Origin of the sequence: Pseudomonas sp. NA-150, from assembly GCF_044336365.1 — a bacterium.
In the GTDB taxonomy this organism is placed as follows: Bacteria; Pseudomonadota; Gammaproteobacteria; order Pseudomonadales; family Pseudomonadaceae; genus Aquipseudomonas.
Window position 1 is genome coordinate 170846 of sequence record NZ_CP172305.1, and the last position, 24027, is coordinate 194872.

The 24027-nt window shown below is 58.7% G+C and carries 23 protein-coding genes, 2 tRNA genes and 1 pseudogene; 10 read left to right on the forward strand and 16 right to left on the reverse strand.

Features of this window, described 5'->3' with window-relative positions:
- Positions 1-4: 4 nt before the first annotated feature.
- Both ACF0H7_RS00805 and ACF0H7_RS00810 read right to left on the reverse strand, forming a co-directional pair.
- Entirely contained in the window at positions 5-1021 is a 1017-nt protein-coding gene (locus ACF0H7_RS00805; protein WP_397450960.1) for an iron ABC transporter substrate-binding protein, read from the reverse strand.
- A gap of 529 nt (positions 1022-1550) precedes the next feature.
- Positions 1551-1626 (reverse strand) — tRNA-Thr (locus ACF0H7_RS00810).
- A 298-nt stretch (positions 1627-1924) separates the two neighbouring features.
- On the opposite strand from ACF0H7_RS00810, the gene ACF0H7_RS00815 reads away from it, so the two are divergent.
- Positions 1925-3157 carry an MFS transporter gene (locus ACF0H7_RS00815; protein ID WP_397450961.1) on the forward strand — a complete coding sequence of 411 codons (1233 nt, stop codon included), beginning with the start codon at positions 1925-1927 and terminating at the stop codon, positions 3155-3157.
- Here the strand turns inward: ACF0H7_RS00815 and ACF0H7_RS00820 are convergent.
- The 5 genes from ACF0H7_RS00820 to ACF0H7_RS00840 form a co-directional block, all read right to left on the reverse strand.
- Positions 3154-4038, reverse strand: a complete 885-nt coding sequence (locus tag ACF0H7_RS00820; protein WP_397453786.1) for a LysR substrate-binding domain-containing protein — start codon at positions 4036-4038, stop codon at positions 3154-3156. The two genes, ACF0H7_RS00815 and ACF0H7_RS00820, sit on opposite strands and share 4 nt — an antisense overlap.
- Before the next feature lie 292 nt (positions 4039-4330).
- Entirely contained in the window at positions 4331-5542 is a 1212-nt protein-coding gene (locus ACF0H7_RS00825) for a methyltransferase (protein ID WP_397453788.1), read from the reverse strand.
- A complete protein-coding gene (locus ACF0H7_RS00830; RefSeq protein ID WP_397450962.1) occupies positions 5527-6291 on the reverse strand; it encodes a transporter substrate-binding domain-containing protein in 765 nt (254 codons plus the stop codon). The genes ACF0H7_RS00825 and ACF0H7_RS00830 overlap by 16 nt, the downstream gene beginning before the upstream one ends.
- A 180-nt stretch (positions 6292-6471) precedes the next feature.
- A complete protein-coding gene (locus ACF0H7_RS00835) occupies positions 6472-6813 on the reverse strand; it encodes a bacteriocin (protein WP_397453790.1) in 342 nt (113 codons plus the stop codon).
- Between the two features lie 80 nt (positions 6814-6893).
- A complete protein-coding gene (locus ACF0H7_RS00840; protein WP_397450963.1) occupies positions 6894-7376 on the reverse strand; it encodes a hypothetical protein in 483 nt (160 codons plus the stop codon).
- A gap of 182 nt (positions 7377-7558) precedes the next feature.
- Between ACF0H7_RS00840 and ACF0H7_RS00845 the strand changes: the two genes are divergently transcribed.
- Positions 7559-7807: a type II toxin-antitoxin system HicA family toxin gene (locus ACF0H7_RS00845; protein WP_397450964.1), complete on the forward strand. Its 249-nt coding sequence runs from the start codon at positions 7559-7561 to the stop codon at positions 7805-7807.
- The gene (locus tag ACF0H7_RS00850; RefSeq protein ID WP_397450965.1) at positions 7807-8148 is read left to right on the forward strand and encodes a type II toxin-antitoxin system HicB family antitoxin; all 342 of its coding nucleotides are present in this window, start codon (positions 7807-7809) and stop codon (positions 8146-8148) included. Before ACF0H7_RS00845 ends, ACF0H7_RS00850 begins: the two co-directional genes overlap by 1 nt.
- A 165-nt stretch (positions 8149-8313) precedes the next feature.
- Here ACF0H7_RS00850 and ACF0H7_RS00855 read toward each other — a convergent pair.
- The 5 genes from ACF0H7_RS00855 to ACF0H7_RS00875 all read right to left on the reverse strand — a co-directional run bounded on the left by ACF0H7_RS00855 (position 8314) and on the right by ACF0H7_RS00875 (position 12581).
- Positions 8314-8389, reverse strand: a tRNA-Phe gene (locus ACF0H7_RS00855).
- A 101-nt stretch (positions 8390-8490) separates the two neighbouring features.
- Positions 8491-8763 carry an oxidative damage protection protein gene (locus ACF0H7_RS00860; RefSeq protein WP_397450966.1) on the reverse strand — a complete coding sequence of 91 codons (273 nt, stop codon included), beginning with the start codon at positions 8761-8763 and terminating at the stop codon, positions 8491-8493.
- Positions 8760-9827, reverse strand: a complete 1068-nt coding sequence (gene mutY, locus ACF0H7_RS00865; protein ID WP_397450967.1) for an A/G-specific adenine glycosylase — start codon at positions 9825-9827, stop codon at positions 8760-8762. The genes ACF0H7_RS00860 and mutY overlap by 4 nt, the downstream gene beginning before the upstream one ends.
- On the reverse strand, positions 9824-12067 hold the full coding sequence (locus ACF0H7_RS00870; RefSeq protein ID WP_397450968.1) for an AsmA family protein: 2244 nt from the start codon (positions 12065-12067) through the stop codon (positions 9824-9826). The genes mutY and ACF0H7_RS00870 overlap by 4 nt, the downstream gene beginning before the upstream one ends.
- Before the next feature lie 109 nt (positions 12068-12176).
- The gene (locus ACF0H7_RS00875) at positions 12177-12581 is read right to left on the reverse strand and encodes an acetyl-CoA sensor PanZ family protein (protein WP_397450969.1); all 405 of its coding nucleotides are present in this window, start codon (positions 12579-12581) and stop codon (positions 12177-12179) included.
- A 242-nt stretch (positions 12582-12823) separates the two neighbouring features.
- On the opposite strand from ACF0H7_RS00875, the gene ACF0H7_RS00880 reads away from it, so the two are divergent.
- The 7 genes and pseudogenes from ACF0H7_RS00880 to ACF0H7_RS00910 all read left to right on the forward strand — a co-directional run bounded on the left by ACF0H7_RS00880 (position 12824) and on the right by ACF0H7_RS00910 (position 18627).
- Positions 12824-14485, forward strand: a complete 1662-nt coding sequence (locus ACF0H7_RS00880) for an OFA family MFS transporter (RefSeq protein ID WP_397450970.1) — start codon at positions 12824-12826, stop codon at positions 14483-14485.
- A gap of 221 nt (positions 14486-14706) precedes the next feature.
- On the forward strand, positions 14707-15300 hold the full coding sequence (gene hisB / locus ACF0H7_RS00885; protein ID WP_397450971.1) for an imidazoleglycerol-phosphate dehydratase HisB: 594 nt from the start codon (positions 14707-14709) through the stop codon (positions 15298-15300).
- Entirely contained in the window at positions 15300-15938 is a 639-nt protein-coding gene (gene hisH, locus ACF0H7_RS00890) for an imidazole glycerol phosphate synthase subunit HisH (protein ID WP_397450972.1), read from the forward strand. Before hisB ends, hisH begins: the two co-directional genes overlap by 1 nt.
- A complete protein-coding gene (locus ACF0H7_RS00895; RefSeq protein WP_397450973.1) occupies positions 15938-16195 on the forward strand; it encodes a DUF2164 domain-containing protein in 258 nt (85 codons plus the stop codon). Before hisH ends, ACF0H7_RS00895 begins: the two co-directional genes overlap by 1 nt.
- Before the next feature lie 42 nt (positions 16196-16237).
- Positions 16238-16976: pseudogene (gene hisA, locus ACF0H7_RS00900) on the forward strand (1-(5-phosphoribosyl)-5-[(5-phosphoribosylamino)methylideneamino]imidazole-4-carboxamide isomerase).
- A gap of 10 nt (positions 16977-16986) precedes the next feature.
- On the forward strand, positions 16987-17757 hold the full coding sequence (gene hisF / locus ACF0H7_RS00905; RefSeq protein ID WP_397450974.1) for an imidazole glycerol phosphate synthase subunit HisF: 771 nt from the start codon (positions 16987-16989) through the stop codon (positions 17755-17757).
- Between the two features lie 78 nt (positions 17758-17835).
- The gene (locus ACF0H7_RS00910; RefSeq protein ID WP_397450975.1) at positions 17836-18627 is read left to right on the forward strand and encodes a substrate-binding periplasmic protein; all 792 of its coding nucleotides are present in this window, start codon (positions 17836-17838) and stop codon (positions 18625-18627) included.
- A gap of 140 nt (positions 18628-18767) precedes the next feature.
- On the opposite strand, the gene ACF0H7_RS00915 is transcribed toward ACF0H7_RS00910, so the two are convergent.
- The 4 genes from ACF0H7_RS00915 to gpmI form a co-directional block, all read right to left on the reverse strand.
- Positions 18768-19568: a divergent polysaccharide deacetylase family protein gene (locus ACF0H7_RS00915; RefSeq protein WP_397450976.1), complete on the reverse strand. Its 801-nt coding sequence runs from the start codon at positions 19566-19568 to the stop codon at positions 18768-18770.
- A gap of 1 nt (position 19569) precedes the next feature.
- A complete protein-coding gene (locus tag ACF0H7_RS00920) occupies positions 19570-20916 on the reverse strand; it encodes a S41 family peptidase (RefSeq protein ID WP_397450977.1) in 1347 nt (448 codons plus the stop codon).
- A 34-nt stretch (positions 20917-20950) separates the two neighbouring features.
- Positions 20951-22279 (reverse strand): murein hydrolase activator EnvC family protein, encoded by a 1329-nt coding sequence (locus ACF0H7_RS00925; protein ID WP_397450978.1) that lies wholly within the window; start codon positions 22277-22279, stop codon positions 20951-20953.
- Between the two features lie 209 nt (positions 22280-22488).
- Positions 22489-24024 carry a 2,3-bisphosphoglycerate-independent phosphoglycerate mutase gene (gpmI, locus tag ACF0H7_RS00930; RefSeq protein WP_397450979.1) on the reverse strand — a complete coding sequence of 512 codons (1536 nt, stop codon included), beginning with the start codon at positions 24022-24024 and terminating at the stop codon, positions 22489-22491.
- Positions 24025-24027 lie beyond the last annotated feature (3 nt).

Below are 24027 nucleotides of genomic sequence, written 5' to 3' on the forward strand. Positions count from 1 at the left end.
CACCTTACAACAAGCCTGCTTTGGTCATCAGCTCGACGGCTTTCTTGCTGTTCAGCTGGGAAGCGTCAACTTTTGGCGCGTCCAGTTCAGCCAGCGGGGTCAGCTTCGGGTTGGATGCAGCACCCTGGCCCACGGCGTACTCGAACGAATTGCCGGTCTTCAGAACGTTCTGGCCTTCTTTACCCGTCACATACTTCAGGAACGCCTGCGCTTCATCAGCGTGCTTGCTGGAAGCCAGAACCGCGCCCCCGGAAATGCTCACGAACGCACCCGGATCCTTATGCTTGAAGTAGTACAGGCCAGTGTGGTTGCTGTTCTCGCCGGTTTTCGACTGATCCACCAACGGGTAGTAGTGATAGATCACACCACTGTCGATCTGGCCGGCATTCACCGCCTTCAACACCGAGCCGTTGCCACGGTACGCCGTGAAGTTGGTCTTCATCGCCTTCAACCAATCCAGCGTCGCCGCTTCGCCTTTCTGCTCAAGCAACGCGCTGACAATCGCCTGGAAATCCGCACCCGATGGCGACGCCGCCCAACGACCTTTCCAGCTTGGATCAGCCAGGTCCAACAGCGACTTCGGCATATCAGCGGCTTTCAACTTGTCCTTGTTATAAACAAACACCGTCGAACGCGCCGCGATACCCACCCACTTGCCATGCGCCGGACGATAAGCCGAATCCACCTGCGACAGCGTGGTCGGTGCAACCGGAGCAAACAGCCCCGCATTATCCACCAACACCATCGCCGGCGAGTTCTCGGTCAGAAACACATCCGCCGGAGACGCCGCGCCTTCCTGAACAATCTGATTACCCATCTCAGTGTCATCACCGCTGCGCAGCGTGACCTTGATCCCGGTTTCTTTAGTAAAGCCTTCAACCCAAGCCTTGGTCAGGCTTTCGTGCTGGGCGTTGTAAACAACAATACCGTCAGCACTTGGAGCTGCGTAAACACTACCAGCCGCCATCAAGGCTGAAGCAAGCAGAGCGATCTTTGCGAACGAAGGAGAACGAGAAATCATTGTAGGGGCAGCTCCTGTGGGGGTTAAAGGAGTAGGACCAGCCACGGATCCGTGTGGCGGGTGGGAGGATCATACTCCTGAATAGGAAGTGTTTGTATTAGCGCTAGCGGTAATTGTTTCAGGGGGATTGTGAGAATTTTGTGAAGGGGTGGGGGATAAAGGTCATGGGTTTCTGAGACTTAGGTCGGGGGGAGTTGGTTGTGGGGCGGCGATGGTGCCCATAAAATCGCTATCGTCGGCAAGCCGGACTGCGTGTGTTTGTCTGACGTAGGGCCTTGCAGAAGTGGAATTTGGGGCAGGCGCAAAAACCTGTGGGAGTCAGACTTGCCTGCGAAGGCGTCCTGAACGGCGCTGCGTCCAGTATTTGAGTAGCTAGTAGAGTGGAAAAAGCGTTGCCGCTGCAGCGACAAAATCGCGAGCAAGGGTGCTCCTGCAATGGTATCGGAGGATCACATCTCAAGGCGTGGGCGTTTTGTGGACACGCAGAAACAACGAAGCCCCCACATTTCTGTGGAGGCTTCGTTTTGTATGGTGCCGGCACCAAGAGTCGAACTCGGGACCTACTGATTACAAGTCAGTTGCTCTACCAACTGAGCTATACCGGCGTAATGGGCGCAGAGTATATCCAGTTTTTCGGCCTTGTAAACCCCTAGCTGTCTGATTCGATTGCAAAAATACAAAAAAATCACAAGCAGTCCGGCTTGCCGGCGACAGCACCCGTAAGATCACCATCGCCGGCAAGCCAGACCGCTACGGGGCCTTCGCATCCGTGCACCCGAATTTAGGACGGTTTTGTCCGCTATGTTCGGAGTTTTGCCCGGTTTTTTTCTTCTCCTGATTAGCCTACCTTTGCGCTCAATCACGCCGCCGGGTCTCGTGGCGCTCATTTTTCAGGAGTTCGATATGTCTGCTTCTTCTCCTTCTCCTTCGACCTTTTCGCTGGTGCCGTTGTTCTGGCTGGCGTTGGGTACCTTTGCGGTGGGTACCGAGAGTTTCATGATTGCCGGGTTGTTGCCGGAAATGGCGGCTGATTTGTCGGTGAGTGTTGTGGCGGCGGGGCAGTTGGTGACGGTGTTTGCGCTGGCCTACGCCTTGAGTTCGCCGATTCTGACGGCGTTGACTGGCAGTTTCAGTCGTCATTCGTTGCTGGTGGGTTCGATGGCGGCGTTTGCGTTGGCCAATATCGTGGCGTTTAGCGCCGAGAATTATTGGGTGTTGATGGCGGCGCGGATTCTGTTGGCGTTTACCGCCGGGCTTTATGTGCCGGGGGCGAATGCGTTGGCCGGGGCGATTGCCGGGCCTGAGAAGCGTGGGACGGCGTTGGCGATTGTGAATGGCGGGATCACGATTGCGGTGGCGTTTGGTGTGCCGTTGGGTGCGTTTGTCGGTGATCGTTTGGGCTGGCGCATGACCTTTGCTGGCGTGGCGTTGTTGTCGGCCATTGCTACGGTGGCGTTGATGTTCGGGCTGTCGAAGGGGATTGGCGCGGGCTTGCCGGTGGCTTCGTTGCGTGAGCGTTTGAATACGGCGCGGCAGCCGGTGATTTTGCTGACGTTGTTGGTGACCACGCTGTGGGCGATGGGCGCGTATACGGTTTACACCTATCTGGCGCTGTTCATTGCGCACACCACGCAGTTGCAGGGCGCCGAGATTGGTTATGTGTTGTTCGCCTGGGGCGTGGCGGCGGCGGTGGGGGTGGTGTTCAGTGGTAAGGCGGTGGACCGTTTCGGTGGTCGTAGGTTGATTGTTCCTACGCTGGTGGTGGCGATGATTGCGTTCTTCAGTTTGTCGGTCAGCGCGCATTTGTTGCCGACGTCGCTGGCGCTGGTGCCAATTCTGATCGCGGTGATTGCCTGGGGTATGGCGCATTGGGCGTTTTACCCGGCGCAGCAGGCCAATCTGATCGGCATTGCCGGGCTCAAGGGCACGCCTATCGCGCTGTCGCTGAATGCATCGTTTATGTACCTGGGCTTTTCGCTGGGCGCGGCCTTGGGTTCACTGACATTGAGTTTCACCAGCGTGACCGATCTCGGTTGGACAGCGGCGGCCTGTGAGTTGGCGGCGTTGGTGCTGACTGTGGCGATCTCGCGTCGGACGAGTCAGGCGCGGACGGCGACGCTGGCAACTTGCCCCTAAGCCAGCATGTGGTCGCGGAAGAAGTCGATCAGCGCCCGCAGTTTGGGCGAGGCGTGACGGTTCGACGGCCATAGCATCCACAGTGTGCCGTTGAAGTCGTTGAATTCATCCAGCAGTACTGTGAGTTTGCCTTCCTTGATCGACTGCTTGATCGAGAAGTCCGGCAGGCAGGCGATGCCAATGCCGTCCAGCGCCAGGTAGTTGAGGGCATCGGTGGTGGTGCAGGTGATGGTCCGGGACAGCTCTGGCCCGGCCATTGAATCGGCGACACGCACCGGCCAGCGTTCGATCAGGCCCGAGGCCGGGAAGCGATGTAACAGGCAGCTGTGATCACGCAGTTCATCGGGATGAGTCGGTGTGCCCTGTCGCATCAGGTAGTCCGGCGAGGCCACCAGCTGCAGTTTGTAATTCCCCAGTTTGCGCGACATCAGGCGCGAGTCCATCGGCTCGCCCGTACGCACCACTGCATCGAAGCCTTCCTCGATCACATCGACCATGCGATCGGACAAGTCCACGTCCAGCTCGATCTCGGGATAAGCACGGGTGAAGGCGGCGAGCACGGGCAGAATCAGGGTGTTTTGCAGCGGCATGCTGATGCGCAACTTGCCCCGTGGTGCGGCGCTGAGTTGCGACAACTCCAATTGAGCGGCGTCGAGCTCGTCAATGATCCTTTTGCAGCGTTCCAGAAACAGCTCGCCTTCCGACGTTAGCGTCACGCTGCGCGTGCTGCGGTGGAAAAGTCTGACGCCCAAACGCTCTTCGACCCGGGCCACGCTTTTGCCGATGGCGGAGGACGACACCTCAAGAATGCGCCCGGCCTCAGTGAAGCTGCGGGTTTCCGCGACGTGCACAAAGGCGACGATTCCGCTGAGACTGTCCATCATCGTGGATCACCATTGGGTCAGGGTTAAACAAGTCCGCGCCAGCATACGAGCTACTACGCCCAGGCCCAACTATCAGGGCTTATTCCGTTTTGTAGGAATGCTTATGCACAAGCGGTCTCTGTAATCGGCATGAAAAATGAATTTTTGCGGAATAGTTCTCGTATGGCTGCAACTTGCTGTTTTTATGAACCTTTAAGATGTGTACAAAAAATGAACAGGGTGAATTTTGCCCGGTAAGCCATGGATTCCGTGACTTGGCAGGATTTTCATCAACAGAGTTATCCACAGGCTAAGGACGTTCAGCCAGCAGCAGTAAATTGCGCGGTGTCACCAGGCTGTCGCAGAACAGGCCAAGCTGCACCGCATAGCCACGCTCTTGCAAATACAGGGCGCGGTCGAGCACCAGCCATAGCTCCAGTGGGCGGCGAAACAGGCCTCTGACCAGCTCCAGGTTGCGCACTTCGGCCAGGCGTTGCCAGCCAACGGCTTCCCGCTCGGTCCAGTTCTGCTGCCCGACGTCAGGTAATTCCTTGAGTGCCGCCAGATCTCGGCAGAAATCGGCGATGGATTTTTCCAGCCACGCGACGGGCAGGGAGGGTGTGGGTAAGTATTCATCGACCCCACGCAGGTCTCTTTGCAGTGAATCGAACCCCAGACGGCGAGCCATCGAGGTGTCACGCTGACGCCTTACCCGAGCGCCTGCGGTGACCGTTTCGCTGAGGGGCAGCCCGAGGTCTTCCAGCGAGAGCTTCAGTGCCGAGGCCCGTGCGTCGACGCTCAGTGGTTGATAGTCGTTGGCGCTAATGCGGTTGTAACAACATGGGGCGATGGCCATTTGAGGGCACTGGGCATCGCTGGCCAGGCGAATCAGTTGCACATGCAGATCGCCGCAGGCGTGCAGGGCGATCGGCGTGTGGCGGGCGCTCAGGAGGTCGCCGGTGTTAGCGGCCATGACATCTTGCTGTTGATGGGTGGCGTCGATGCCCAGCCGTTTGCTGAGCTGTTCCCCGGCAGTCACCAGCTCCGGGTTGTACTCCAGGCAGGTCAGCGCCTGGCCGCCGTGGGCAAGGCGTCGGCCGAGATGGCCTTTACCGGCGCACCAGTCGAGCCAGTGTTCGGGCGTGTGCTGAAAGTGCAGGGCGCCGGCGAAGGCCTCGATCTGCTGCCATTTGCGACCGGGCACATCGACACTCATGCGAGCCGAGACGGGCGCCAGTTTTTCAGTGGGCAGATGGCCAACCAGGCTCAGGGTCGCGGACTCAGCCGCCAACTGCGCGAACGGCGCCGGCGCGGTCAACCATTCAGGATGGTTATGCGCGGCTTCAGCCTCGGCCAGCGAGCGGGAGCGTAGCCATGCGGCCAGCTCAACGTGTTGGGCCTCCCACGGTAATTGCCGATGGGTGAACGGGCGAGGTCGCCATAGGTCCTGATGAGCGAGCAGGTAGTCGTCCAGGGCGCGGAAGCGTGTACGAATCTGCTCGCCCGTCAGAGGATGCTGAATGGGAAATACCTGTCGTTGATCTTTTTGTAGGTGCCGTCGGCGATGATTTCTTTCAGCGCGGTGTTCAACTGCTCAAGCAGGGGATCACCTTTGCGCACGGCGATGCCGATCTTGTCGTTGTCGAGCACGGGAGAGCCTTTGAACTCATAGCTCTTGCCGACTTCGCTCTTTAGCCATTCGTAACTGACGAACTTGTCTGCCAGTACGGTATCGAGGTGCCCGGCGGCGAGGTCGGTATTGGCGTCGGCCTGGGTGTCGTAGAGCTTGATGGTGGCCACGTCAGCCAACTTGTCCTGCAACCAGCTCGCGGCCAGGGTGCCGCGCGGTGCACCGATGATCTTGCCGCTGAGGTTTTGCTGGAGCGTGTCTTTGGTGATGTTCAACGTGACCGCTTTCGATGCGATGAACTGCAGCTTGTTGGAATAATACGGCGCGGTGAAATCCACCAACTGCTTGCGTTCCTCGGTGATCGACATCGACGAGATCAGGAAATTGAACTGATTGGAATTGAGTGCCGGGATGATGTTGTCCCAGTCAGCAGCGACCACCTCGCACTCGACCTTCATCTTGGCGCACAGCGCGTTGCCGATATCGACGTCAAAGCCCACCACCTGACCGCTGGCGTCTTTGTTGTTGAACGGCGGGTAAGCGGCCTGGACGCCCATTTTGAGTTTTTCCACGGCCAGGGCGTTGGTAGCGAAGGCCAGAGTGACAACTGCGGCGAACAGAAGCTTTTTGTATGTCTGCATGCGAGGCGCCTACTTAAGCCGGGTTAGAAACTCTTCGGGATTATGCGTAAAAGCAGTGAACAAGTATTGTGGGAGATCTCGCGCTCCATTGGTTGGCGATAAGCAATAATCCTAGCAACCCAGACAACAAAAAACCCGCACCAGGCGGGTTTTTGTGTACGACCAATTCAGTCAGTCGTATTACTTCTTCAAAGCTGTACCCAGCGCGCCGCCTGCTGCGCCGCCCAGGCCTGCGCCAACGGTGCCACCCAGCAGCGAGCCGCCGGCTGAACCAACTCCGCCACCAATTGCTGCGGCAGTCTTGGTGCCTTTCTTGGCTGTGAGTGCACCACCTGCCGCTCCGCCGAGGCCAGCACCGATGACGGCGCCATTTTTACCGCCAATCAGCTTCTTGCCGACGACGTTACCCAGTGCGCCACCGACACCACCACCCAGAGCCGAGTTGAGTTCGTTGCCCGCCATGGCGCTTTGAGTAGCCAGCAGGCCGACAGTCAGGGCAATGGCTGAAAGAGTTGTACGGATCATGTTGCGAGCCTCAATGAATAGGGATGTTGCACATAGTGGATAAGGGCATGAATCAGAGTCTGTTTATTCGATCTGGTTCAGTAGCGGCGTTTGTTTTTTTCCAGCAAGATCCGGGAAGCTTCGTTGTAGTCGGCCTGGAATGCGGAACTGCCGATCCAGACCACGGCTGCTTCTTCATCTTCGTCGTGGAAAATCGCCCGGTACGAGATCAACAAACCCATCAGGAAGTCGGTGGCGTTCTCTTCTTCCTCTTCGGCAATCACCAGTTCCAGCACCGGGTATTGCAGGAAAACCACGCACATCGCCAACTGGCTGATGGCCTCGGCGGCTTTCATTGCGCTGAACAGATCATCGAAGTCGGCCGGGTCGAAACCGTTTTCCAGGATGTCGTTGAAGTCAAAGGTACTCAGGTCAATCTCGACGTCATCGAACGGCTCGTTGATCAGCGGTGATGAGAGGACGGGATGGACGACGTTCTGCACAGGCTTGCCGATGCGATTCTGCTTGGCTTTGGTTTTCGCCCGCTTGGCGCGTTTTTGCTGTTTGTCTGGCGAAGCCATGAGCTCGGGTCCTGATGACGGCAGAGTAGGTGCCTTTTGGGGGCGCTATTGAAACGCATCGCTCCTCAATAGCCAATAGACCTTCGTCGTTCTTAGGGTGGAGAGGTTACAAACGGCGTGGAGCAGAGGGGTGGTATTCACAGTCTGCTGCAACTAAAATCAGTTGCATTCCAGGAGGTCTGATGTCCAAGCAAGAAAAGCTGCTCGCAAAACTACTCAATAAACAGGCCGGATTTTCATGGTCTGAACTGGTAACGCTCCTGCGTGGCTTTGGCTACGGTCAGCTTGAGGGTGATGGCAGTCGAGTGAAATTCGATAATGGAAATCCATTGGCGATGATCAACCTGCACAAGCCGCATCCCGGTAATGAGCTAAAGGCCTACGTGAAACGCCAGGTTATCGAACATCTAAAGGCAGGGGGAGTGATCTGATGAACACCATGCTACAACACCGGGGCTATTACGGTTCCATTGAAGCCAGTCCCGAAGATAATTGCCTGTTCGGTAAGCTTCAGTTCATCCGGGCTCTTGTCAGCTACGAGGGGACAACTGTGGCTGAATTGAGCCAGGCATTTCGTGATGCTGTGGACGATTACCTCAACGCCTGCGCATCGCTGAACCAAGACGCCGAGATACCTTGCAAGGGTTCGTTCAATGTAAGGGTAGGTCACGACCTGCATCTGGCTGCCAGCGTTGCTGCGATTCGGCAGAGTATTTCCCTCAACGACCTCACCAGAAAAGCGCTGAGCGAGTACCTGGCGCATCATGTGTAGACGTATGCAGGCTTGAGGCTTTCAACGATGGGAGGGGTGAGTAGATCCGAGGGGAGTGGATCTGCTCAAAGCATTGGGTGGGAAACCACAGGCAATAAAAAACCCGCACTAGGCGGGTTTTTTAAGTGTTTTAACGTGTGCTTGGCATCACCTTAAAACTGAAGGTGGTGCCCAGAGACGGAATCGAACCGCCGACACGGGGATTTTCAATCCCCTGCTCTACCGACTGAGCTATCTGGGCAACGGGGCGCATTAGACTAGTTTTTCGGGGGGTCGTCAAGCGTGTTATTAAAAAATATTCAAACATTACCGTCGCTTACGACCCACACCTGCTGAAAGCCCTTATTCCTTGGGGGCGACGTAGCCGTCGGCCTTGGCGTATTCCTCGCCGGACAGGAATTTATCCATCTCGCCTTGCAGGAATTTTCGATCCTCGGCGTTCATCATGTTCAGGCGGCGTTCGTTGATCAGCAGGGTTTGGTGTTTCTGCCAGTCAGCCCAGGCTTTTTGCGAGACGTGGTTGAAGATGTCTTCGCCTTTGGCGCCTGGGTAAGGGGCGCGGTCCAGGCCTGGCAATTCTTCTTTGTACTTGCGGCACATTACGGTGCGGGTCATGACAACTCTCCTGCATTCAATACGTCGGCTGCGCGTTTCAGCAGCTTCTTCACCGGGGCGGCAAGGCCCAGGCGCGGTGGGGTGGCGAGGTTATACCAGAGCCAGTCGGCCTCGGCCACGTGATGGGCGGACTCTTCGACCCGCACCAGCCACGGTTCGATGGACAGCTGAAAGTGGCTGAAGGTGTGCACCAGCCCTGGCAGTTCGTGGTGTTTGCCCAGTTGCAGTGCGTGTTGGTCGGCCAGGTGTTCCAGGTCGCTGAACTGATCCAGCTCCGGCAAGCTCCACAAACCGCCCCACAAGCCCGTGGAAGGGCGTCGGTACAGCAGAATGTCGCCGTCGCGGTTGGCGAACATCGGCATCAGCGTACGCTTCTGGGGCACGGTTTTGCGCGGTTTGGGAATCGGGTAGCGAATCTCCAGGCCGAGCATGTGCGCCTCACAGCTTTTTTCCAGCGGGCAGAGGAGGCAGCTCGGCTTGCTGCGGGTGCACAGGGTTGCGCCGAGGTCCATCATCGCCTGGGTGTAGTTGTTGACGCGCGCATGCGGCGTGAAGCGTTCGGCGTTGGCCCACAGCTGTTTCGCCACCTTCGGCTCGCCGGGGTAGCCTTCCTGGGCGGTGTAGCGCGCCAGCACGCGTTTGACGTTGCCGTCGAGGATCGGCGCGCGCAGGCCCATGCTCAGGCTGGCAATCGCGCCAGCGGTGGACAGGCCGATCCCCGGCAGGTCCGTGAGCTTTTCCACATCACGGGGAAACTCGCCGTCGTATTCCGCGACGACAATTTTGGCGGTCTTTTGCAGGTTGCGGGCGCGGGTGTAATAACCGAGGCCGGTCCACAGGTGCAACACTTCGTCTTCCGGTGCCTCGGCCAAGGCCTGCACGGTTGGCAGGGCTTCCATGAAGCGGTCGAAGTAGTTCAGCACGGTGCTGACCTGTGTCTGTTGCAGCATGATTTCCGAAACCCAGACGCGGTACGGGGTGATGCCCTGTTGCCAAGGCAGGTCGTGCCGGCCGTGACGGTCATACCAGTCGAGTACGGCCGTAGAAAATTGCTCGGGTTTCATCGTTTGAACAAACCTTTCAATGCTTCTTTGATCTGTGGAGCCTTGTCGCCCAGCTTGTCGTCGATCTTTTGCTCAAGCTTGTCGCCGACCAATTTGGCGGCGATCAGGCTCAGGCCTTCGTTATCCACGCGACAGGCCTTGGCGCCCAATTCCAGCGGGCCGCGGCAACGCACGGGCCATTCGATACCGGCGTAGCGTTCGTTGACCTGGCACGCCGGGTCGGGCATGTCGCTCTTGTCGCCTTCGACGATGATGCCGATGCGGTAGTCCATGCCCAGCACGCGCAGGTCGATGTCGCCATTGCCGTTGATGGTCAGGCCCGGGATCTTCACTTTCAGGTCCGGGTTGTTGGCGACGCCGTTACGGAACACCAGATTGCCGTTGAGTTGCTGGAACGGCGTGTCACGGCCATGGGGTTCGCCGCTGAGGGTCTGGCGATTGAGCTTGGCGATGCCCTGGCACAGCTGTTGTTCCAGGTTGGCATTGACCAGCACGCCGTCGTTGAGCACGAAGTTGGTCGTGCCGTTGAGGCTGTCGATCAGTGCCTTCTCGCTATTGCCCTTGCCCGTGACGTCGCTGTGCAGGGTTAGCAGGCCCTTGATCGGTGGTGTCGGATTTTTGCTCTGGATGAAGCGCTCGACCGGCACTTTAGTGATGACCGTTTGCACGCTCATCAGCGGTACGTCAGGGCGCACGTCGAGGCTGCCTTTGGCTTCGAAGCTGCCGTTGTAGAGGTCGCCACGCAGGGTTTCAAGATTAATCTGGCCCTCAAAGCCCTGGGTCTTGAGCGAGGCATTCTGGATCGGCAGCTTCTCAAGAGTCAGTTGACCGAAGCTGAGGTCGGCCTCGACATCGATTTTGCGCAATCGCTCAAGCGGCAGCAGTCGTGTTTCGCTCCATGCGCCTTGAGTTGGCGCATTCGGCAGTGGCGTGCTGCCGCCCACAGTGGCGAAGGCTTGGTTTTCAGTGCCCTGAACTTCGACTTTGCGCGCTGCACCGGCGCTCTGGTCCTGATCTTTCTTGCCTGGACGATATCGATCGGCGTCGAAGGTATCGCCTTTGAGCTGGACGCGCAGCGCCTGTCTGGCGAAGTCGTCGACTGCGACGCGACCACTGAAGGTACTGTCGTCGACTTTCAGTGTCAGGTCTTCCAGGGCGATGCTGGTCGGGCTGCCAGTAAGGCGGCTGACCAGTTCTACCTTGTTCAGGGTGGTGGCGTCGGCCATTTCGGTCAGCGGTTGGCCGATGCCGTCGAGGAAGTCGCGCAGGCTGAACTGCGCGATGGACAGGCCGCCACTGAGTTGTGGTGTTTTATCCAGATCGCGCAGATGCAGTTCGCCCAGCGCGCGCAGTTGGTTGGCGGAGAATTTCAGGCCGTTCCAGTCGGCGACGTTGGCCGCCTGATCCAGCAGCAGTTGGCCTTGCGCGGCATAGGTCACGGTCTTTTCGTTCAGCGGATCACCGGTGATCTCGCCCGACAGGCGCATGTCTTCAAACTGGTAGCGTTTCTGTGCATGGTTGATGCGCAGTTGCCCGATCAACTCGGTTCTGACGCGCACCACCGGCAGGTTAGTGCTGATGAACGAGGTGAACTTGACCGGAATGGTTGCGCCTTCATGGACTGCGCCAGTGCTCAGTTGAATACTGTCAGCAGTGATCTGCCGCCCGCTTCGGGCATCGCTGTAATCGACGTGGGCGTTGTTGATCGTCAGGCTGTCGATGTCCAGGCGGATCGGTTGTGGCGGTTTTTCCGGCTTAGGTTGTGCGGCGGCGGCTGCGTCAGCGGCGGTCTGTTCCGGGGTTGCCGGGACGGCAGGCGTCGTGGCGGCTGGCTTTGGCTGACGACCGATGTCTTCCCAGTTGCCGTGGCCGTTTTCGTCACGGTTCAGGGTCAGGTTCAAGCCTTCGACACGCACATCGCTCATCTGCACTTCGCGACGGAACAGTGGCAACACGCGAACGGAGAGCCCGAGCATTTGCAGGTCGGCAAAGGGTTTGGTCGGGTTAATGAGCGTCGCCACACTGGCGTTGTGCAACTCCAGGCCGAGCCAGGGGAACAGGCTCCAACCGATGTCGCCATTGAGCGTCAGTTCAATGTGAGCCTTATCACGGGCCAGTTCGCGGATCTCGTCTTTGTAGTTGTTGGGATCAAAAAAATGGGTCAGGGCAAAGCCAAGAGCCACGATGATCAGCAACAACCCGAGAATAACCAGACCCAGGATTTTGCCGAACGCTTTCATGGGCGAGTCCTTGTTAGTGAGATTGAATCATTCAAAATTGAGCCGGCGAGTATAGCGCCCTGAAACAGCCACCGGGCTGCTGATACTGTAGGCATCGCCATCCTTGATTTCACGCCTGTTGCGGATCCAGCGGCAGATGCAATTTGGCCGCCAATGCCTGCGCCTCAAGATGTCCGACAGGCGCCAGCAAGCGCAGTTCACCGCCGGCCAGACGCGCCATTTTCTGTGCCTCCACCAGCAAACGCTCAGCCACCCCGCGACGGCGGGTAAGTTTTCGCACACACAGATGCGATAGATGCCAGATGCCTTCCTGGCGCTGCAGTCGCGCGGCACCCAGCAGCCGATCATTAAAGCGAGCCGCCAGCACCGAGCCTTCGGCCAGGTGGGCTTCGATCAAGGTTTGAGTGTCGGTAAACGGTGCGACCAGCCAGTCGGGTGCATCGCGATAAATCTTCTGCAGATCCTCCCGATCCTGCGGGGTAGCTGAGCGGACGGACTCTACGACAATGGGCATTGCGATTCCTTGATCAACCAAGCGTGATTTGAGAATAGTGGCATATGAGCAGATGTAACGAAAAAGGTGATGGCAGATTGCTTTCTATCGCATGACTAAATGTTAACCTCTTGCGGATCGTCAGTCCTGCTGCGTCTTTGTGTCACGTTTGCAGGATCGCCGCCGATAAAACAAACCATTGAAGGTTGTGGGCGGATCGAGGCGATTGCCTTGCTGGTTACACTCATCTGGGGGAAATAATAATGACTACAACCACTGCGTTGGGCGGTTCTGTCGCTCAGCCGGCGTTCTTGTCCAAAGAACGTATTATCGCCAAGCCCGGTTTTAACCGTTGGCTGGTACCGCCTGCCGCGTTGGCCATCCACCTGTGTATCGGTATGGCGTATGGCTTTTCAGTGTTCTGGCTGCCGTTGTCCAAAGCGCTGGGTGTCACCGCTCCGGTCGCATGCGCGCCGGACGTTAGCTTCATCTCGCAAGTATTCTCTTCAAACTGCGACTGGCCGATCTCCATGCTCGGCTGGATCTTCACCCTGTTCTTCATCTTCCTCGGTTGCTCGGCAGCCATTTGGGGCGGCTGGCTGGAACATGCGGGCCCACGTAAAGCTGGCGTCGTATCGGCCCTGTGCTGGTGTGGCGGCCTGGTGCTTTCGGCGTTGGGGATTTACTCCCACCAGATCTGGCTGATGTGGCTGGGTTCCGGTGTTATCGGTGGTATCGGCCTGGGTCTGGGCTATATCTCGCCGGTATCGACGCTGATCAAGTGGTTCCCGGACAAGCGCGGCATGGCTACCGGCATGGCGATCATGGGCTTCGGTGGTGGTGCGATGGTGGGTGCACCGTTGGCCGCAGCGCTGATGGGCCATTTCGCATCGCCTGCCGGCGTAGGCGTTTGGCAGGCCTTCTTGGCTATGGCGGCGATTTACTTCGTATTCATGATCGGTGGTGCGCTGGCGTATCGCGTTCCGCCAACCGGTTGGAAGCCTGAAGGCTGGACCGCTCCGGCGAAGAAAGGCAATAACTCGATGATCACTCACCGCCATGTGCACGTCAGTGTTGCGTGGAAGACCCCGCAGTTCCGTCTGGTGTGGCTGGTGCTGTGCCTGAACGTTTCTGCCGGTATCGGTATCCTCGGCATGGCCTCGCCACTGCTGCAGGAAGTGTTCGGTGGCAAGTTGCTGGGCAACACCCTGGCGTTCAACCAACTGAATACTGCTGAACTGGGCCAGATCGCGGCTATCGCGGCGGGCTTCACCGGTCTGTTGAGCCTGTTCAACATCGGTGGTCGTTTCTTCTGGGCGACCTTCTCCGACTACATCGGCCGTAAAGCCACCTACTTCGTGTTCTTCGTGCTGGGTCTGGTGTTGTACTCATCGGTTCCGAGCCTGGGACATTCGGGCAGCATCGCGCTGTTCGTGGCGGCGTTCTGCGTGATCCTGTCGATGTACGGCGGTGGTTTCGCGACCGTTCCGGCTTATCTGGCTGACTTGTTCGGTACGCAAATGGTGGGTGCGATCCACGGTCGTCTGTTGACGGCTTGGGCCGCGGCGGGCGTATTGGGCCCTGTGTTGGTCAACTATATCCGCGAGTATCAGCTGAGCATCGGTGTGGCACGTGCCGACGCCTATGACATCACGCTGTACATCCTTGCGGGCCTGTTGGTGCTGGGCTTTGTCTGCAACCTGCTGGTACGTCCGGTGGCCGACAAGTACTTCATGACCGACGCTGAACTGGCAGTCGAGCAATCGTACGGCCGCGATGCCGGTGCTGATCAAAACACCGTGCTGGAGTGGAAAGCTGCGCCGGGTAGCAAGCCATTGGCTGTTGCTGCGTGGTTGGCGGTGGGTATTCCGCTGGCGTGGGGCATCTGGATCACCCTGCAAAAGACTGCGGTGCTGTTTCACTAAACAGAGCGCGGTAACCCTTTGTAGGAGCCAACTTGTTGGCGAGGCGTCATGTCTGACGCACCGCCTCGCTAACAAGTTAGCTCCTACAGACCGGAGATGAGGGCCTGTTCGCAGGCCCTTCTCCTGTCATTTATCGCTCCCTTCTTCTGTTTACTTCATGCCAGCCCGTTCTAGGCCTATAATGCTCGCCTTTTTCGCCCAATGATTTTGCGGAGCTGGTGATGGCCGAACGTAAGGCGTCCGTCGAGCGCGACACTCTGGAAACCCAGATCAAAGCCTCGATCAACCTGGATGGCACCGGAAAGGCCCGATTTGATATCGGTGTTCCCTTCCTTGAACACATGCTGGATCAGATCGCCCGCCACGGGCTGATTGACCTGGACATCGAATGCAAAGGCGACCTCGAGATCGACGACCACCATACGGTGGAGGACGTCGGTATCACCTTGGGTCAAGCCTTCAGCAAGGCGATTGGCGACAAGAAAGGCATTCGTCGTTACGGCCACGCTTACGTGCCGCTCGATGAAGCGCTGTCGCGTGTGGTCATCGACTTCTCCGGCCGCCCGGGCCTGCAGATGCATGTACCGTTTACCCGCGCTGTCGTAGGCGGCTTCGACGTGGACTTGTTCCAGGAATTCTTCCAGGGCTTCGTCAACCACGCCAATGTGAGTTTGCACATCGACAACCTGCGTGGCACCAACACCCACCACCAGATCGAAACCGTGTTCAAGGCTTTCGGTCGTGCGCTGCGCATGGCGGTCGAGCTGGATGAGCGTATGGCCGGGCAAATGCCGTCGACCAAGGGCGTACTCTGATGCAGACGGTTGCGGTTATCGATTACGGCATGGGCAACCTGCACTCGGTCGCCAAGGCGCTGGAACACGTCGGTGCCGGCAAGGTGCTGATCACCAGTGACGCTGCGGTAATTCGTGAAGCCGACCGCGTGGTATTCCCCGGCGTTGGCGCGATTCGCGATTGCATGGCCGAGATTCGTCGGTTGGGCTTCGACGAGCTGGTGCGTGAAGTCAGTCAGGACCGTCCGTTCCTCGGTATTTGCGTCGGCATGCAAGCCTTGCTTGATCGCAGCGAAGAGAACGGCGGCGTCGATTGCATCGGCCTGTTCCCAGGTCAGGTGAAGTTCTTCGGCAAGGATTTGTACGAAGACGGCGAGAGCCTGAAAGTACCGCACATGGGCTGGAACGAAGTGACGCAGGCGGTCGATCACCCGCTGTGGCACGGCATTCCGGACAAGGCGCGCTTCTACTTCGTGCACAGCTACTACATCGACGCCGCCAACCAGCGTCAGGTGGTCGGTCGCGGGCACTACAGCACCGACTTCGCCGCCGCATTGGCCGACGGATCGCGCTTTGCCGTGCAGTTCCACCCGGAGAAGAGCCATACCCATGGCCTGCAATTGCTGCAGAACTTCGCCGCCTGGGACGGTCGCTGGTAATGAGCAAGAAGGTCAAACCGCCGATCCTGACCCTCACGCCCGAACAGGAGCGTGACGCGAACCATAAGATCAAGCGATTCATGGAAGATCGCTTCGAGCTGGATCTGGGGTCGTTCGAGGCGGCTGAGATCCTTGAGCTGTTCACCCGCGAAATTGCTCCTCACTATTACAACAGGGCGATTTTCGATGTGCAGACGCACCTCAAAGAGAGGTTCGAAAGCATCGAAAGCGACCTGTGGGCGCTCGAGAAAAACTGATTCTCGAGCGAAGCTGAAACATCGAATTTGAAGGTTTTCCAGATGCTGATTATCCCCGCTATCGATCTTAAAGACGGTGCCTGTGTGCGTCTGCGCCAGGGCCGCATGGAAGATTCCACAGTGTTCTCCGATGACCCGGTGAGCATGGCTGCCAAGTGGGTGGATGGCGGCTGCCGTCGTTTGCATCTGGTCGATCTGAACGGCGCGTTCGAAGGCCAGCCAGTCAATGGCGAAGTGGTCACCGCGATTGCCAAGCGTTACCCGCAGTTGCCGATCCAGATCGGTGGTGGCATTCGCTCGCTGGAAACCATCGAGCATTACGTCAAAGCTGGCGTCAGCTACGTGATCATCGGCACCAAGGCGGTCAAGGACCCGGCGTTCGTCGCTGAGGCCTGCCGTGCGTTTCCGGGCAAGATCATTGTGGGGCTGGACGCCAAAGACGGTTTCGTCGCCACCGACGGTTGGGCTGAAATCAGCACTATTCAGGTAATCGACCTGGCCAAGCGTTTTGAAGCAGACGGCGTTTCGGCCATCGTTTACACCGACATCGCCAAAGACGGCATGATGCAGGGCTGCAACGTTCCGTTCACCGCTGGCGCTGGCTGCGGCCACGCGGATTCCAGTGATCGCTTCCGGCGGCATTCACAACCTGGGTGACATCAAGTCCCTGCTGGATGCCAAGGCACCGGGGATCATCGGCGCCATCACCGGTCGTGCGATCTATGAAGGCACCCTCGACGTAGCGGAAGCGCAAGCTTTCTGCGACAGCTACCAAGGCTAAGGAGCAACTCATGGCGCTGGCGAAACGCATCATCCCGTGCCTCGACGTAGACAACGGTCGAGTGGTCAAAGGCGTCAAGTTCGAGAACATCCGCGACGCGGGTGATCCGGTGGAAATTGCCCGCCTGTATGACGAGCAGGGCGCGGACGAGATTACTTTTCTCGACATCACTGCCAGCGTCGACGGTCGTGATACCACGCTGCATACCGTCGAGCGCATGGCCAGCCAGGTGTTTATCCCGCTGACCGTGGGCGGCGGCGTGCGCACCGTGCAAGACATCCGCAACCTGCTGAACGCCGGTGCGGATAAGGTCTCGATCAACACCGCTGCGGTGTTCAATCCTGATTTTGTCGGCGAAGCGGCGGCGCACTTCGGTTCGCAGTGCATCGTGGTGGCCATCGATGCGAAGAAAGTGTCTCTGCCGGGCGAAACCCCGCGCTGGGAAATCTTCACTCACGGCGGTCGCAAGCCGACAGGTCTGGACGCCGTGCAGTGGGCGAAGAAGATGGAAGAACTGGGCGCTGGCGAGATTCTGCTGACCAGCATGGACCAGGACGGCATGAAAAACGGCTTCGACCTGGGCGTGACCCGTGCGATCAGCGATGCGCTGGGGATTCCGGTGATTGCTTCCGGCGGCGTCGGCAATCTGGAGCATTTGGCGGCAGGGATTATCGAAGGGCATGCCAGCGCAGTATTGGCGGCGAGCATTTTCCACTTCGGTGAATACACTGTCCCGGAAGCCAAGGCCTACATGGCCCAGCGCGGTATCGTCGTTCGTTAAGTAAATAGACTGATGGCCACTGGACATCAGTCGCGCCTCACGGCACGCTGAGCGCTGCAATGGTTGAGGAGATAGCACATGTTCAAACGTTTTCTTCTTGCAGTAGTAAGCGTCGGTATTTTGCTATCGGGTATTGCCCATGGTGAAGATGCAGCCGGTGAGGTTGCGCCAGCGGTAGTCGGGCCCAACGGTGCCTATTCAATCGTCTTGCTGACGGAAAATTTCCCGCCTTACAACATGGCCTCCGACGGCAAAAACTTCGCCCCGGATGAAAGGATCGACGGCATCGCCGCGGAGATTTTGCGCGAAACCTTCAAGCGCGCCGGAATCGGCTACAGCATGACCCTGCGCTTTCCGTGGGACCGCATCTACAAAACCGCATTGGAAAAACCGGGTTACGGCGTGTTCGTGACCGCGCGTTCGCCTGAGCGGGAAAAACTGTTCAAGTGGGTAGGGCCGATCGGTCCGGATGACTGGATCATGCTGGCGCGCGACGACAGCCCGATCCAGTTGACCTCGTTGGAGCAAGCGAAAAAATACCGGATTGGCGCCTATAAGGGCGACGTCATTGCCGAGAATCTGACAGCCCAGGGCTTGAACCCGATTGTCGCGTTGCGCGATCAAGACAACGCGAAGAAGCTCGCCACCGGCCAGATCGATTTGTGGGCTACGGGTGACCCTGCCGGGCGCTATCTGGCTCGCCAGGAAGGCGTTGCTGGCCTCAAGACCGTGTTGCGCTTCAACAGCGACGAGCTATTTCTGGCCCTGAATAAAAGCGTGCCGGATGAAGTGGTCGCCAAGTTGCAGAAAGCGTTGGATCAGATGCGTGCTGAAGGCTTGGTGGACGAGATTCTTGGGCGTTATCTCTGACGTTTTCGCCGACACGATTTGACCTGACGCAAAAATTTGCGGCAAAACAGACTGTTGTAGGAGCTAACTTGTTCGCGAGAGCGGTGGGTCAGGTACCCCCGTCTCGCTAACAAGTTAGCTCCTACAGACAGCCGCTGTACTCAGCGATAAACCCCATTCTTGCCGTGGGCCGGCATGGCTTGATTACTGCGCAGGGCGATCATCTGGCGCAGCTCGATCCACTCGATACCTTGCGCTTTCAAGCGTGGCAAGGCGCGCTCCAGCACGTCGAGGGTGACGGGGTAGGGGTGGCCGATCATGACGACTGAGCCTTGTTTCTTCGCCAGTTGAATCGCGGTGTCGAGTTGGGCGGTCACCGCTTCGGTGGTGCGTACGTCGTCGAGAAACACGTCGCGAGACACGCTGGCCAGGCCGATGCGCTGCGCCGAGGCGGCGGCGACGGTCTGCGCGCTGGTGCGGCTGTCCAGCAGGAACAACCGGCGGCGTTGCAGCTCTTCCACCAGCCAGGCCATGGCTTGTGGTTGGGCAGTCATGCGGCTGCCCATGTGGTTATTGATCCCGGCAGCATACGGCACCATTTTTAGCGCGGCCGCCAAGCGTTTTTGCAGTTCTTCGATGGGCAGTTCGGGATGCCAGGCGAAAGGGCCGGTGGCCGGGTCCATTGGCATGTGCAAGATCACCGTTTTGTGCGCGCGATGGGCCTCGCGGGCAAATTCGGTGGCGTGGGGCGTGTCCGGCATGATCGCAATGGTGACCGGCCCTGGCAATGCCAGCGCGCGGCTGTCACCCGCCGGCGATTGCCCGAGGTCATCGATGATCAGGCTGAGGTAAACCACATGAGGCGTGCTTTCGCTTTTGGCGGGCGCGACCGGCGTTGCGTGAACAACGCCGGTCAAGCTGCAGGAAAGCAGCCACAACAACCGGTACAGCCAAGCGCGCATATCAGTTGCCGCGAGTCACACTCAGGCCTTTAAGCAGGCTGAGTGCCTGGCTCAACTGAAAGTCGTCGTCTTGCGGACGCGCCTTCGCAGCGGCAGTTTTGGAGGCTTTGGTCGGTTTGTCTGCGCCGCCGTTGCCGTTGCCCAAGTGGCCCGCCAGATCGGCTTCCTTGTAGTTCTCGCTGTCGACTTCGCTGGTCACCTTGGCGCGACGCACTTCGATGTCCGGCACGATGCCCTGGGCCTGGATCGAACGGCCATTGGGGGTGTAGTACAGCGCAGTGGTGATCTTGATCGCGCGATCGTTGGCCAGTGGCAGTACGGTTTGCACCGAGCCTTTACCGAAGCTGTCGGTGCCCATCAGCACACCGCGTTTCTGATCCTGCAACGCGCCCGCGACGATCTCGGAAGCCGACGCACTGCCGCCGTTGATCAACACTACCAGCGGCACACCTTCGCTGGCGTCGGCCGCATCAGCGTAGAAGCGCAGCTCGGAGTTGGCGATCCGGCCTTTGGTGTAGACGATCAGGCCCTTGGTCAAGAAGTGGTCGGCCACTTCAACAGCGGCTTGCAGCACGCCGCCCGGGTTGTTACGCAGGTCGAGCACCAGGCCGCTCATCTTCTTGCCGTTGTCTTTGCGCAGTTTGGCCAGCGCTTTGCCGACTTCTTCGCCGGTCTTGACCTGGAACTGAGTGATGCGGATGTAGCCGTAGCCGTTCTCCAGCATCTGCGCCTTGACGCTCTTGACCTGAATGGTCGCCCGCGCCAGCGTCACGTCGAACGGGTTGCCGCCGTCGCGTACCAGGGTCAGGGTGATTTTTTCGCCGATCTTGCCGCGCATCTTGTCGACCGCTTCCTGCATGGTCTGGCCGCGAGTCGGTGCGCCGTTGATCTTGACGATCAGGTCGCCAGCCTCGACGCCAGCCTTGGAGGCCGGGGTATCGTCGATAGGCGAAACCACTTTAATGAAGCCGTCTTCGATGCCGACTTCGATACCCAGGCCACCGAACTCGCCGCTGGTGCTTTCCTGCAGCTCCTGGAAGTCTTCCGGGCCGAGGTAGGCGGAGTGCGGATCAAGGTTGCTGAGCATGCCCTTGATCGCGTTTTCCAGCAGGGTTTTGTCGTCTACTGGTTCAACGTAAGCCGCTTTGATCCGATCCATGACCTCGGCGAAAGTACGCAGTTCTTCCAACGGCAAAGGCGCCTTGGCGGCAGCCTGAGCGGCAACGGCGGCGGAGGTCGAAGCGGGCGGTGTTGCTGGTTTTACGGGGTCAGCGGCTTGCGCCAGAGGAGCGCCGATAACGATGGCAATAGCCAGGGCCAGCGAAGTGAGGCGGGACAAATGCAACATCGAACGAACTCCTAAAACTGAGGTTGGCGCCAACTTATCCTTGAACGTGGCACCATTGCGCAGGGTCGCTCGGGCGGCCCTGCTGACGAATAGCAAAATACAACGCCGGTGTTTCTTGACCGCCACTGTTGCCGACAGTGGAAATCGCTTCTCCGGCTTTAACAATGTCGCCAGCGTCTTTAAGCAGACTCTGGTTGTGACCGTAAAGACTCAAATAACCGTTGCCATGGTCGAGAATGACCAGAAGCCCGGCGCCGCGCAACCAGTCGGCAAACACCACACGGCCGCCATGTACAGCATGCACCTGGCTGCCGGCGGGAGCACTGATCATTACGCCATCCCACGTCGAACGCGCGTCATCGCCACGCGGATCACCGAAGCGTGCCAACAGTCGACCATCAACCGGCCATGGAAGTTTTCCCCGAGCCTGAGCAAATTGTCCGCCATAAGAAACGCCGGCGCTGGAAACCAGTTCGCCGGGGGCCTTGACCGGGCGTTTGACCGGAGCTTCGTCATTGTCGTTGTTGCTGTCTTTGCTGGCATTGTTTTTTGCCAGGGCGCGGGCTGCTTGCTCTTCGCGCGCGCGTTTTTCTGCTTCCTGCTGGGCGATCAAGGCTTTTTGACGGGCCTCTTCAGCTTCGCGAGCTTGTCGGGCCAGGGTTTCTTCAATGGTTTTCAGGACATTGGCCAGGTCAGACTGTTCTTGCTGGCGCGCCTGCAACTTCTGGTCGCGGGCTTTTACGTCATCATTGAGCTTGGCCAATGCGTCTTTGCGTTCTTGCCGAGCGGCCTCTAACTCCTGGCGCTGGCTGTCCAGGCTGCCTTGTTGCACCAGCAACTGCGCCTGTTGCAGGTCGATGTCTTTCTCGACGTTGGCCAACTGCCGCAAGGTCTCGTTGAAGCTGTGCAATTGCGCCAGCCGCGCCTGACTCAAGTAATCGTAATAGGTCAGGGTGCGGGCGAATTTTTCCGGGTTTTGCTGGTTCAGGAGCAGCTTGAGGTATTCCTCACGGCCGCCCTGGTACGCCGCTCGCGCTTGAATCGCTATCAGGCGTTGCTGTTCGGTCCGGGAGCTCTGGAGCTTTTTCTTCTGTTGGTCGAGCCGCTCTAGCTCGACTTCCGTCTTTTTTTGTTCCTTTTGCAGGACCTCGACCTGCTTTTCCAGCTTACCCATGTCGGTTTCTGTTTTGCGCAGGTCTTTCTGCACACCGGATTTTTCTTGCTGGAGTTCACCGAGTCGCTTTTTCAGCTCGGCAATGTCCTTTTGCGCAGCTTCCAACTGTTGTTGGGTTTGCGCACGCTCATCGGCAAAGGCCGGATTGAGCAGGCAAATCAGGAATAAGGCGATCAGGGCGCGAAGCATGGGGTGGGCGACACCAAGGAGGAGTGATGAACAGAGCCTAGTATGCCCGCGGCGAGCTGCAAAAAAAACGCCTCAAAGCGTGTAATCCGAGTCAGTTTGACCCGGTAACACTGTAGGAGCTGCCGAAGGCTGCGATAAAGCCAGAACACTCAGCGTGTTTCAGTGCCATTCGCAGCCTTCGGTAGCGCCTACAGAGCGATACATCGACGTTATTTAGCGACGAGGATCGAGTGGCCGGTCATCTCTTGCGGTATCGGCAAGCCCAACAGCTGCAACATGGTCGGCGCAACGTCAGCCAGAACCCCGCCTTCGCGGACTTTCAGCTCGCGCTTGCCGATATAGATGAACGGCACCGGCTCCGAGGTGTGGGCGGTATGTGCCTGGCCGGTGGTTTCGTCGGACATTTGCTCGACGTTGCCGTGGTCCGCGGTGATCAGCGCTTCGCCGCCGACTTTTTCCAGCGCTTCGGCGATGCGGCCGACGCACACGTCCAGGCACTCCACTGCCTTGACCGCCGCTTCAAGGATGCCGCTGTGACCGACCATGTCGCCGTTGGCGTAGTTGACCACGATCACGTCGTAACGCTGGTTCTCGATGGCGTCGACGATCTTGTCGGTGACTTCCGGCGCGCTCATTTCCGGCTGCAAGTCATAGGTAGCGACTTTCGGCGATGGAATCAGGATGCGCTCTTCGCCCGGGAACGGTTCTTCACGACCGCCGGAGAAGAAGAAGGTGACGTGGGCATATTTCTCGGTTTCGGCGATGCGCAGCTGCGTCTTGCCGTTTTTCGCCAGGTATTCGCCCAGCACGTTGTCCAGGCTGCCGGCGGCGAAGGCGGAGGGGGCGGGAATGCTGGCGGCGTATTGAGTCAGCATGACGAAACCGGCCAGTTTTGGCTGACGGGCGCGTTCGAAGTCTTTGAAGCCATCTTCAACGAACACGCGAGTCAACTCGCGGGCACGGTCGGCACGGAAGTTCATGAAGATCACGGCGTCGCCGTCTTCAACCTTGACCTTGTCGCCGATGCTGGTGGCTTTGACGAACTCGTCGTTCTCGCCGCGCGCATAGGCGGCTTCAAGCCCGGCCACGCCGCTTGCTGCCTCGAACTCGCCAGTGCCGTCGACGATCAGGTTGTAGGCCGAGGCGACGCGGTCCCAACGATTGTCACGGTCCATGGCGAAATAACGGCCAACGATCGAGGCGATGCGGCCCTTGCCCAGGCGGGCGAAGGTCGAATCCATCAGCTCGATCGAGGCTTTGGCGCTGCGTGGTGGCGTGTCACGGCCATCGAGGAAGGCGTGCAGGTAGATATTTTCCGCGCCGCGTTTGGCGGCCAGCTCGGCCATCGCGACCAGATGATCCTGGTGGCTGTGGACGCCGCCGTCGGACAGCAGGCCCATGAAATGCACGGCCTTGCCAGCCGCAACCGCTTTATCCACCGCTGCGCAAATGGTCGGGTTTTCGAAGAACTCGCCGTCACGGATCGATTTGGTCACGCGGGTGAAGTCCTGGTACACCACGCGGCCGGCGCCGAGGTTCATGTGGCCGACTTCCGAGTTACCCATCTGACCGTCCGGCAGACCGACGTCCATCCCCGAGCCAGAAATCAGGCCGTGGGGCTGGGTGGCGTAGAGGCGATCCATGACCGGCATTTTCGCCGAATAGATGGCATTGTCATGGTGGCTTTCGCTGTGTCCGAAGCCATCCAGGATAATCAGGACCAAAGGTTTAGGCGTGGCAGTCATGGA

Coding starts and splice junctions, on each gene's coding strand:
- ACF0H7_RS00840 (WP_397450963.1), bottom strand. CDS start 7,376: ATGGCTTCGCCAGACAAACAGCAAAAACGCGCCAAGCGGGCGAAAACC.
- ACF0H7_RS00875 (WP_397450969.1), bottom strand. CDS start 12,581: ATGCCCATTGTCGTAGAGTCCGTCCGCTCAGCTACCCCGCAGGATCGG.
- ACF0H7_RS00850 (WP_397450965.1), top strand. CDS start 7,807: ATGAACACCATGCTACAACACCGGGGCTATTACGGTTCCATTGAAGCC.
- ACF0H7_RS00920 (WP_397450977.1), bottom strand. CDS start 20,916: ATGTTGCATTTGTCCCGCCTCACTTCGCTGGCCCTGGCTATTGCCATC.
- hisH (WP_397450972.1), top strand. CDS start 15,300: ATGCAGACGGTTGCGGTTATCGATTACGGCATGGGCAACCTGCACTCG.
- ACF0H7_RS00910 (WP_397450975.1), top strand. CDS start 17,836: ATGTTCAAACGTTTTCTTCTTGCAGTAGTAAGCGTCGGTATTTTGCTA.
- ACF0H7_RS00860 (WP_397450966.1), bottom strand. CDS start 8,763: ATGACCCGCACCGTAATGTGCCGCAAGTACAAAGAAGAATTGCCAGGC.
- hisB (WP_397450971.1), top strand. CDS start 14,707: ATGGCCGAACGTAAGGCGTCCGTCGAGCGCGACACTCTGGAAACCCAG.
- hisF (WP_397450974.1), top strand. CDS start 16,987: ATGGCGCTGGCGAAACGCATCATCCCGTGCCTCGACGTAGACAACGGT.
- ACF0H7_RS00880 (WP_397450970.1), top strand. CDS start 12,824: ATGACTACAACCACTGCGTTGGGCGGTTCTGTCGCTCAGCCGGCGTTC.
- ACF0H7_RS00830 (WP_397450962.1), bottom strand. CDS start 6,291: ATGCAGACATACAAAAAGCTTCTGTTCGCCGCAGTTGTCACTCTGGCC.
- ACF0H7_RS00925 (WP_397450978.1), bottom strand. CDS start 22,279: ATGCTTCGCGCCCTGATCGCCTTATTCCTGATTTGCCTGCTCAATCCG.
- ACF0H7_RS00815 (WP_397450961.1), top strand. CDS start 1,925: ATGTCTGCTTCTTCTCCTTCTCCTTCGACCTTTTCGCTGGTGCCGTTG.
- ACF0H7_RS00820 (WP_397453786.1), bottom strand. CDS start 4,038: ATGGACAGTCTCAGCGGAATCGTCGCCTTTGTGCACGTCGCGGAAACC.
- ACF0H7_RS00895 (WP_397450973.1), top strand. CDS start 15,938: ATGAGCAAGAAGGTCAAACCGCCGATCCTGACCCTCACGCCCGAACAG.
- ACF0H7_RS00915 (WP_397450976.1), bottom strand. CDS start 19,568: ATGCGCGCTTGGCTGTACCGGTTGTTGTGGCTGCTTTCCTGCAGCTTG.
- mutY (WP_397450967.1), bottom strand. CDS start 9,827: ATGAAACCCGAGCAATTTTCTACGGCCGTACTCGACTGGTATGACCGT.
- gpmI (WP_397450979.1), bottom strand. CDS start 24,024: ATGACTGCCACGCCTAAACCTTTGGTCCTGATTATCCTGGATGGCTTC.
- ACF0H7_RS00805 (WP_397450960.1), bottom strand. CDS start 1,021: ATGATTTCTCGTTCTCCTTCGTTCGCAAAGATCGCTCTGCTTGCTTCA.
- ACF0H7_RS00870 (WP_397450968.1), bottom strand. CDS start 12,067: ATGAAAGCGTTCGGCAAAATCCTGGGTCTGGTTATTCTCGGGTTGTTG.
- ACF0H7_RS00845 (WP_397450964.1), top strand. CDS start 7,559: ATGTCCAAGCAAGAAAAGCTGCTCGCAAAACTACTCAATAAACAGGCC.